9 protein-coding genes are annotated in these 9,040 nt (G+C 69.6%); 2 read left to right on the forward strand and 7 right to left on the reverse strand.

All coding sequences use genetic code 11. The features are described 5' to 3' along the window. The 3 genes from DSP71_RS12085 to DSP71_RS12095 form a co-directional block, all read right to left on the reverse strand. A partial coding sequence (locus DSP71_RS12085) for a phosphoenolpyruvate-utilizing N-terminal domain-containing protein (protein WP_309472618.1) occupies positions 1–407 on the reverse strand: 407 nt, incomplete at its 3' end. After that, complete coding sequence (locus DSP71_RS12090; RefSeq protein ID WP_046748954.1) at positions 404–685, reverse strand: HPr family phosphocarrier protein; 282 nt, start codon at positions 683–685, stop codon at positions 404–406. The genes DSP71_RS12090 and DSP71_RS12085, both read right to left, overlap by 4 nt. Next, positions 682–996, reverse strand: a complete 315-nt coding sequence (locus DSP71_RS12095) for a PTS sugar transporter subunit IIB (RefSeq protein WP_113681213.1) — start codon at positions 994–996, stop codon at positions 682–684. The genes DSP71_RS12090 and DSP71_RS12095 overlap by 4 nt, the downstream gene beginning before the upstream one ends. Before the next feature lie 168 nt (positions 997–1,164). Between DSP71_RS12095 and DSP71_RS12100 the strand changes: the two genes are divergently transcribed. Beyond that, the gene (locus DSP71_RS12100; RefSeq protein WP_113681214.1) at positions 1,165–3,087 is read left to right on the forward strand and encodes a PRD domain-containing protein; all 1,923 of its coding nucleotides are present in this window, start codon (positions 1,165–1,167) and stop codon (positions 3,085–3,087) included. Positions 3,088–3,096: 9 nt separating this feature from the next. On the opposite strand, the gene DSP71_RS12105 is transcribed toward DSP71_RS12100, so the two are convergent. Genes DSP71_RS12105 through DSP71_RS12115 form a run of 3 tightly spaced genes read right to left on the reverse strand, consistent with a single transcriptional unit; the run spans position 3,097 to position 5,878 of the window. Beyond that, on the reverse strand, positions 3,097–3,360 hold the full coding sequence (locus DSP71_RS12105) for an HPr family phosphocarrier protein (protein ID WP_046748957.1): 264 nt from the start codon (positions 3,358–3,360) through the stop codon (positions 3,097–3,099). A 2-nt stretch (positions 3,361–3,362) separates the two neighbouring features. Continuing rightward, entirely contained in the window at positions 3,363–5,048 is a 1,686-nt protein-coding gene (locus DSP71_RS12110) for a phospho-sugar mutase (RefSeq protein WP_113681215.1), read from the reverse strand. Further along, entirely contained in the window at positions 5,045–5,878 is an 834-nt protein-coding gene (locus tag DSP71_RS12115) for a purine-nucleoside phosphorylase (protein ID WP_046748959.1), read from the reverse strand. Before DSP71_RS12115 ends, DSP71_RS12110 begins: the two co-directional genes overlap by 4 nt. 48 nt (positions 5,879–5,926) lie before the next feature. On the opposite strand from DSP71_RS12115, the gene DSP71_RS12120 reads away from it, so the two are divergent. Beyond that, on the forward strand, positions 5,927–7,375 hold the full coding sequence (locus DSP71_RS12120) for an NAD(P)H-quinone dehydrogenase (protein ID WP_046748960.1): 1,449 nt from the start codon (positions 5,927–5,929) through the stop codon (positions 7,373–7,375). A gap of 64 nt (positions 7,376–7,439) precedes the next feature. On the opposite strand, the gene DSP71_RS12125 is transcribed toward DSP71_RS12120, so the two are convergent. Further along, positions 7,440–9,040, reverse strand: a 1,601-nt coding sequence (locus tag DSP71_RS12125) for a biotin carboxylase N-terminal domain-containing protein (RefSeq protein WP_258546408.1), incomplete at its 5' end; no start/stop codon positions are given.

Consider the following 9,040-nt stretch of genomic DNA (forward strand, 5'->3'; position numbering starts at 1 on the left):
AGATGCGCGAGCACTCGCTGCGCGATGTCGTCCAGGTCCGCGGCGCGTTCGCCGAGGTAGCCGCCGACCGCCTCGAGCGTGGCGCGGAACCCGGCGAATGCGTCGTGCACGGCCCACTCGGCCGTCGCCCCCGCGTCGATCCGTGTGTCGACCTCGTCCTGGAGCGTCGGGTCCTCGGCGATCATGGCCTGCGCCTCGAGGACCTCCTGCGCGGATCCTCCGGCTGCCTCGCCGCGCTCGTTCAGTTCCTTCGCCACGACCGAGACGGCGTCGCGGACCCTGGCTCGTTCGGCGTCAGCCCCCGCGGTGCTCGGCGTGTTCTCCGGGGCCGGCATCGCCTCGGCCATGCGGACGATCGGCCCCTGGGCGACCCCGAGACCGATGCCCACTCCGCGCAGCTCGCTCATCCGGCGGCGTCCTGGTCGTGGTCGGTGGTGAGGAGCTCGGTGAGGGTGTCGAGCACGTTCTCCGCGCCGTCGCCGTCCGCCGTGAGCGTGACGTAGTCGCCGTGCTCGATCGCGAGGGCGATGACGCCGAGGATGCTCGCCGCGTTGACGGGTTTTCCGGAATCCTTGGCGATCGTCACGGCGATGCCGGAGTCCTTCGCCGCCTGCGCGAACAGCTTGGCTGGACGGGCGTGGAGTCCGTGGGAGGAGCCGATCCGGACGGTGCGGGTGGCGGTCATGATGTTCCTTTCGGGGTTTCGCCGGCGGCGAGGAGCGAACGGGCGAGGACGAGCGTGCGCGAGCCGTCGAGATCGGAGAAGACGTCGTCCGGGAGGATGGCGACCGGCGCGTTCGAGCTCTCGCGGATGGCGTCGAGGCGGTCGGCCAGGTGCGGGCCGACCAGGATCAGGTCGTGGTCGGAATCCGAGGCGGCGCCCTCCGTCCCGGCGGATGCGTCCCAGGCCAGACCGGCCGTCTCCGCGGCACGGCGGAGCCGCTGCGCGACGAACGTGCTCGATGCTCCCGCACCGCACACCACGAGGATCCTCATCGATGCCCACCTACTTCCTGAGAACAGTCTGGGAACCAGGAAGGGGTGCGCGCCAACAGGATCCTTTCCGCCCCCGCGGAACGGCGCCTTCCGCCCCGAGGCGCCGGCCACCTGACATCATGGAGAGCACGTCGAGACGGTGCAGTCAGCACGCGGGAGGGGAGGATCATGTCGCGCCAGCGTCAGGACCAGCTCCTCGCCGCGCTGCTGCGTCAGGAGGGCTGGGCTACGGCCGCGAGCCTCGCCGACCTCATGGGGGTCACCCCGCGCAGCATCCGTTCCTACGTCGCGGCGCTGAACGCTCGCACGCCCGGAGCCGCCGTGATCGAGTCGGGTCCCGCGGGGTATCGCGCCGGATCCGGTGCACGGGGTGCGATGCGCATGCGTCAGGGCGGGGAATCGGCCCCTCGCGATCGCCTGCACACCCTGGTGCGACTCCTGCTCGATGAGCCGGCTGGCATCGATGTCTTCGACACCGCGGAGGATCTGCACGTCAGCGAGGCGACGCTCGAAGCGGATCTGGTGCGCGTGCGCGGCCTTCTCGACGACACCGACCTGACGCTCGAGCGCGAGCGCGAGATCGTGCGTCTGCGCGGCAATGAGACAGCGCAGCGCCGTCTGCTCAGCAGGCTCGCCCACGACGAGATGGATGATGCCTCCTTCCATCCCGAGACGTTCCGGCGCGCGCTGTCCGGATCGGCGGTGGACGCCGGCGCGGTCGGTCCCTTCAAATCGGCCCTGGTGCGCGAGTTGGGTGAGCTCGGCTACTACGTGAACGAGCTCGCGATCTCCGACGTGCTGCTGCACATCGCGATCGCCGCGGAGCGGGTCGCTGCGGGACACACGCTCGAATCTGCACCGGCGGGCACGCGCGAGGAGATCCCGCGCGTGGGGGCGGTCATCGCCCGCCTGGCCTTCGAGCACTTCTCGGTGGTCCTCGGCGATGGCGACAGCGGCCACCTCGCCTCCCTCGTGCTGACGCGCATCGTCGCGCCGGGGGAGGCGACGACACGCGAGGTCGCCCGCAGCGGCGTCGACCCGATGGTCGAGGCCGCCGTCCGTGCGGAGATCACGCGTGCGGCCGAGGACTTCGAGGTCGACCTCGTCGATGAGACCTTCGTCCTGCGTCTCGCCCTGCACGTGCAGAATCTGCTGCGGCGGGCGGAGGAGAGCGCCCTCACGCGGAACCCGCTCACCCGGTCGTTGAAGGCGACGTACCCGATGATCTTCGAGGTGGCCGTGTCGATCGCGAGCGGCCTGCACGACCGCGTCGGCACGCCGATCCACGACGACGAGATCGCCTACATCGCCATGCACGTGGGCGGCCGTCTCGAACGCAGCCGCAAGGCGGAATCCATCCTCACCGCCACGATCGTGTGCCCGGGGTATCACGAGCTGCACGAACTGCTCCGCTCCAGCGTCGACCGTTCCCTCGGGACGGCCATCGAGGTCACCACCGTCGTCACCAATGTCGATCCGGACTGGTCGTCGTTCGATACCGATCTGGTGCTCAGCACCATCGAACCGGGATCCTCCGGCGACCGCTTCGTACGCATCCAGCCGTTCCTGACCGATGCCGACGTCGACCGCATCCAGCAGGCGGCGGCGCGGGTGCGGCGGGGACGGCGTCTCACCCGCCTCCGCGGTGAGCTCGCCCGCTACTTCCTCGCGGACGCCTACGTGTTCCCCCTGCCGGATGAGGGGGAGGAGGCGATCATCCGGCGTCTGGGCGGTCTTCTGGTGCAGGCGGGCCTGATCGGCGAGGACTACATCGAGAACACCATCGTGCGGGAGCGGATGTCGTCGACCGCCTTCACGGATGCGCTCGCCGTGCCGCACGCGCTCCAGATGACCGCCACTCGCACGGCCATCGCCATCGGCGTCGCGGACGGCTCAGCGGCCTGGGGCGGAGGGCGAGTGCAGGTCGTCGCCCTCGCGGCGTTCAGCGAGAGCGACCGTGCGGCTTTCCAGACCGTGTTCGAGCAGCTCGTCGAGGTGTTCAGCGAGCGCGAGAGCGTGCAGCGGATCGTCCGGAAGGGGACGACTTTCGAGGCGTTCCTCGACGAGCTCGTCGCCGTGATCGACGGGTGAGGGTCGCGGTCAGCCGCGGGGAGCGAGAACCTCCGCGAGCTGATCGAGGACGGCCTCGGACGTCGGAGACGGTGCGGTCTCGATCTCGACCGGATCTCCTGTCGCGATCCCGAGGTCCATCACGGCCAGCACGCTGCTCAGGTCGACGGTGGTGCCGTCGGCCGTGCGGAGGGTGACCGGAGACCCGTGCGACTGCGCGAGTCGCACGAGCTCGGCCACCGGACGAGCGTGCACGCCGTTGTGCGCGCTGACGATGATGCGTCGGATCGGCATGCTCAGGAGCGTTCGTCGAGCAGGGTGCGCACCCCGGCTTCGAGTTCGGCGACGGCCTCTCGCGCGCGCTCGGCGGAGTCCGCCTTCGCGTCGATGTAGACCTTCAGCTTCGGCTCGGTGCCGCTGGGACGCACGATCACGCGGGACCCGTCCGTCAGCCGGTAGCGGAGCACGTCACCGGACGGCTGCCCCTGGCCCGCCTGCAGCAGATCCTCGGCCGAGGCGATCGACCGACCGGCGATGTGTGTCGGCGGAAGCGTGCGCAGGGCGAGCATCACGGTACCGATGATCGAGAGGTCTTCGACGCGCACCGACACCTGACCGCTGGCGAAGTGCCCGTAGGTCTCGCCGAGTTCGTCCAGCAGGTCGCTGAGCGTCGCTCCACGGTCGCGCGCCTCTGCCGCGAGGCCGAGGACCGCGACGGCGGCCGACACGCCGTCCTTGTCGCGCACGGTCTCCGGGTTCACGAGGTAACCCAGAGCCTCTTCGAAACCGAAGACGATGCCAGGGGCGCGTGAGATCCATTTGAAGCCCGTGAGCGTCTCGTGGAAGTCGAGTCCGTGGTGGGTCGCGACGGCGCCGAGGCCGGGGGAGGAGACGAGTGAGCAGGCGAGTGATGCCCCTGGCGTGCCCGCCGCAGCACGTGCCGCCCTCGCGCCGAGCAGGAGTCCGACCTCGTTGCCGGTGAGGCGACGCCAGCCGTCCGCTGCCGAGTCGTCGGGGATCGCGACGGCCAGGCGGTCGGCGTCGGGGTCGTTGGCGAGGATGAAGTCCGCCTTGACGCGCCGAGCCCTCGCGAAAGCGAGATCCATGGCACCGGGCTCCTCCGGGTTCGGGAAGGACACGGTGCGGAAGGTGGCGTCGGGCGTGAGCTGCTCGTCGACGACGAACGGCTGCGGGTATCCGGCGTCCTTGACGATGCGGGACAGCGTCTCCCAGCCCACGCCGTGCATCGCCGTGTACACCCAGCGCATCCCGGTGGTGCCGGCGGGGGCGGGGGCGACGGCGGCGGTCGCTGCGATGTATGCCTCGACGACGTCCTCGCCTGCGACCTCGTATTCCGTGGAGCGCGGCATTGCCGTCACCGGTCCGGCGTCCGCCATCCGCTGGATGTGCGCGGCGATCTCCGCATCGGCCGGAGCGACGATCTGCGACCCCTGATCCGCGCCGCCCAGGTACACCTTGTACCCGTTGTCGTTCGGCGGGTTGTGGCTCGCGGTCACCATCACGCCGGCATCGGCTCCCAGGTGGCGCACGGCGAACGCGAGGACGGGGGTGGGGAGCAGACGGGGGAGCAGGACCGCGCGCAGTCCGGCTCCGGCGAACAGCTCGGCGGAGTCGGTCGCGAACACGCGGGAGTTGCGACGCCCGTCGTATCCGATCACCACGGTCGGCGTCTGGCCGTTCGACTTCTGGCCGTTCGACTTCTCGCGCAGGTAGGCGGCGAATCCCGCAGCGGCCTGCGCGACCAGCACCCGGTTCATCCGGTTGCTCCCGGCGCCGAGCTCACCGCGCAGACCGGCGGTGCCGAAGGCGAGACGCGTGCGGAAACGGTCGTCGAGGTCGGCGATCGCGTCCGCATCCCCGGCGGCGGCCCGGGTGATCACACCTGCCAGTTCGTCGCGGGTCTCGTGGTCGGGGTCCTGGCGCAACCAGGCGCGGGCCTGCGCGAGCCGCTCCTCGCTCACAGGGCCTCGACCACCCTGGCCAGAAGCGCGGAGATCACGGGCTCCGCCTCCCGTCCGGCCTCGATCACCTCGGCATGGCTGAGCGGGGTCTGCTGGATTCCCGCGGCGAGGTTGGTGATCAGGGAGAACCCGAGAATCTCCATGCCGGCCTCCCGCGCGGCGATCGCCTCGAGCGCAGTCGACATGCCGACGATGTGGCCGCCGATGTGCTTGGCCATCTGCACCTCTGCCGGGGTCTCATAGTGCGGGCCGCGGAACTGCGTGTAGACGCCTTCGTCGAGTGAGGGGTCGATCGAGCGGGCGACGTCCCGAAGACGTTTCGAGTACAGATCGGTGAGGTCGACGAACGTGGCGCCCTCGAGCGGCGAATCGGCCGTGAGGTTGATGTGATCGCTGATCAGCACGGGCTGGCCAGGGGTCCAGGTCTCGCGGATGCCGCCGGCTCCGTTGGTCAGCACCATGATCTTGGCGCCCGTCGCGGCTGCCGTGCGGACGCTGTGCACGACGCGGCGTACGCCGTGAGCCTCGTAGTAGTGCGTGCGCGCGCCGATGACGAGGACGTTCTTGCCGCCGGGGGTGCGGATGCTGCGCAGTGTGCCGACGTGGCCTTCGAGCGCGGGCTTCGAGAAGCCGGTGACCTCGGTCGCGGGGATCGTGGCGACGGTCTCGCCGATGATGTCGGCCGCCTTGCCCCAGCCGCTGCCGAGGGTGAGGGCGATGTCGTGGTTCTCGACGCCGGTCAGACGGGCGATGTCGGCTGCGGCCTGCGCGGCCACCTCGAACGGGTTCGCGGTCGGGTCGTCGAGGGGGTTGCTGTGCGTTTCGGGCATGGATCCACTCTAGGAAGGTGCAGGCTCGGGTGCCAGGATTGCGCGAGAATGGATTCCATGTCTTCCACCACTTTCGAGCGCACTCAGCGCGTCGCCGTGCTCGGCGGCGGTCCCGGCGGCTACGAGGCGGCCCTCGCGGCCGCCCAGTTGGGTGCCGAGGTTACCCTGGTCGAACGGGTGGGAGTCGGCGGATCAGCCGTGCTCACCGACGTCGTGCCTTCGAAGAGCCTGATCGCCACCGCCGATGCGGCCGTCGCCATCTCCGAGGCCAGCGACCTCGGCGTGAACTTCTATGCCAAGGGCGACCACTCCCGCCCCCTCAAGCCCGAGATCGCGATCAACCTCGCCGCCGTGAACAAGCGCCTCCTCGCGCTCGCCGGCCAGCAGTCCGAGGACATGCGCGCGACGCTCCTCGAGGCCGGTGTGCGCATCCTGTCCGGCCACGGACGCCTCGAAGGGCCCACGGCGATCATCGTCTCGACCGGCCAGGGCGGCACCGACTTCGACCGGGTCGAGGCCGACACCATCGTCGTGGCCGTCGGCGCCTCGCCGCGCGAGCTGGACTCCGCAAAGCCCGACGGCAAGCGCATCCTGACGTGGACGCAGCTGTACGACATGAAGGCGCTCCCCGAGCACCTCATCGTGGTCGGATCCGGTGTCACCGGAGCGGAGTTCGCCTCCGCGTACATGAACCTGGGCGCCAAGGTGACCCTGATCTCGAGCCGTGAGCAGGTGCTCCCCGGCGAGGACAAGGACGCGGCTGCGGTGCTGGAGAAGGTCTTCAAGCGCGGGGGAATGCAGGTGCTCTCCAAGTCGCGCGCCGACAAGGTGGAGGTCACGGACGACGGCGTCACCGTCACGCTGTCCGATGGGCGCACGGTCGAGGGCAGCCACTGCCTCATGGCCGTCGGGTCCATCCCGAACACCGCAGGCATCGGTCTCGAGGAAGCCGGCGTCGAGCTCGACGAATCCGGGCACGTCCGGGTGAACAAGGTCGCTCGTACCTCGGTCCCCAACGTGTACGCCGTCGGCGACTGCACGAACTTCTTCCCGTTGGCCTCCGTCGCGTCGATGCAGGGGCGCACCGCGGTGTTCCACGCCCTCGGCGACATCGTGATCCCGTTGGAGCTGATCAAGATCACCTCCAATATCTTCACCGCGCCAGAGATCGCCACGGTCGGCTACGGCGTCAAAGACGTCGAGGATGGCGTCGCGGACGGCATGGTCTACAAGCTGCCTCTCGCGGCGAACCCGCGCGCGAAGATGATGGGCATCAAGGACGGCTTCGTGAAGCTCATCGCGCGGAAGGGCTCCGGTACGGTGATCGGCGGTGTGATCGTCGCTCCGAAGGCCTCGGAGCTGATCTACCCGATCGCGGTCGCCGTCGAGCGCCGCCTCACGGTCGATCAGGTCTCGCGGGTCTTCGCCGCCTACCCCTCGCTGTCCAGCAGCATCACCGACGCGAGCAGGGCGATGCACCTCGTGAACATCTCCTGACGCCCGTAGGCACAGCAAAGGCGCCCCACTTCGGTGGGGCGCCTTTCGCGTGTCAGTGGGAGGATCAGCTGATGGTGAGCAGCTGGTGTCCCGCGGAGACCGTGGCGCCGGCATCGGCGTTGATGTTGCCGACGACGCCGTCCTTGTGCGCCTGCAGCGGCTGCTCCATCTTCATGGCCTCGAGTACGACGACCAGATCGCCCTTGACGACCTGCTGTCCGTCGGCGACCGCGATCTTCACGACCGTGGCCTGCATGGGGGACTTGACGGCATCCCCCGAGGCTCCGGCGTTGGCTGTTGTGGCATGGCTGCGGCGCGACGGCGGAACCGCGGCGGGGCGCCCAGCGGTGCCTGCGGCGACGGCGACGCGGTCCGGCAGGCTCACCTCGAGTCGCTTGCCGGAGACCTCGACGACGACCGTGTGCCGGGCTTCGGAGGCAGCCGGCGCCTCGAGCTCTCCGTCCCAGGCCGGGATGTCGTTGACGAACTCGGTCTCGATCCAGCGCGTGAAGATGCCGAACTCGCCGCTCTCCGCTGTGAACGCAGGATCGCGCACGACCTTGCGGTGGAACGGGATGACGGTGGGAAGGCCGGCGACCTCGAACTCGTCGAGGGCACGGCGCGAGCGCTCGAGGGCCTCTGCCCTGTCCTTGCCGGTCACGATGATCTTGGCGAGCAGCGAGTCGAAGGCACCGGAGACCGAGTCGCCCGCAGTGACACCGGAATCCAGACGGATGCCGGGGCCTCCGAAGGTCTTGAAGACGTGGATCGGGCCCGGCTGGGGCAGGAATCCGCGACCGGGGTCCTCGCCGTTGATGCGGAACTCGATCGAGTGGCCCTGCGGCTTCGGGTCGTCGTAGTCGATGGTGCCGCCGGCCGCGATACGGAACTGCTCTCGTACCAGGTCGATGCCGGTGACCTCCTCGGAGACCGGGTGCTCGACCTGCAGACGTGTGTTCACCTCGAGGAAGGAGACGGTTCCGTCGGCTCCGATGAGGAACTCGCAGGTACCGGCGCCGACGTAGCCGACCTCCTTGAGGATGGCCTTGGAGGCGGCGTAGAGGAGGTCGTTCTGCTCCTGCGTGAGGAACGGAGCCGGCGCCTCCTCGACGAGCTTCTGATGGCGGCGCTGCAGCGAGCAGTCACGCGTCGAGATCACGACGACGTTGCCTTCGGCATCGGCCAGGCACTGGGTCTCGACGTGACGCGGCTTGTCGAGGTACTTCTCGACGAAGCACTCGCCGCGGCCGAAGGCGGCGACGGCCTCGCGCGTGGCGGACTCGAAGAGCTCGGCCACCTCGTCGAGCTCACGCGCGACCTTGAGGCCGCGTCCGCCGCCGCCGTAGGCGGCCTTGATGGCGATCGGGAGGCCGAACTCCTTCGCGAAGGCGATGACCTCGTCTGCGCCCTCGACCGGTCCCGGCGTTCCGGGGGCGAGGGGTGCGCCGACCTTCTCGGCCACGTGACGCGCGGTCACCTTGTCACCGAGGGCCTCGATGGCTTCGGGGGAGGGGCCGATCCAGGTCATCCCCGCGTCGATGATGGCGCGGGCGAACTCGGCGTTCTCGGCGAGGAAGCCGTAGCCGGGGTGCACGGCGTCGGCGCCGGCACGGCGGGCGATCGAGAGGATCTTCTCGATCTGGAGGTAGGTCTCGGCGCTCGTCG

Source organism: Microbacterium sp. H6 (assembly GCF_003314775.1).
In the GTDB taxonomy this organism is placed as follows: domain Bacteria; phylum Actinomycetota; class Actinomycetes; order Actinomycetales; family Microbacteriaceae; genus Microbacterium; species Microbacterium oxydans.

Excerpts from the sequence above, each read along its gene's own strand:
- DSP71_RS12100 (WP_113681214.1), top strand. The coding sequence starts at position 1,165 with ATGTCGCGCCAGCGTCAGGACCAGCTCCTCGCCGCGCTGCTGCGTCAG.
- DSP71_RS12095 (WP_113681213.1), bottom strand. The coding sequence starts at position 996 with ATGAGGATCCTCGTGGTGTGCGGTGCGGGAGCATCGAGCACGTTCGTC.
- DSP71_RS12090 (WP_046748954.1), bottom strand. The coding sequence starts at position 685 with ATGACCGCCACCCGCACCGTCCGGATCGGCTCCTCCCACGGACTCCAC.
- DSP71_RS12105 (WP_046748957.1), bottom strand. The coding sequence starts at position 3,360 with ATGCCGATCCGACGCATCATCGTCAGCGCGCACAACGGCGTGCACGCT.
- DSP71_RS12120 (WP_046748960.1), top strand. The coding sequence starts at position 5,927 with ATGGATTCCATGTCTTCCACCACTTTCGAGCGCACTCAGCGCGTCGCC.
- DSP71_RS12115 (WP_046748959.1), bottom strand. The coding sequence starts at position 5,878 with ATGCCCGAAACGCACAGCAACCCCCTCGACGACCCGACCGCGAACCCG.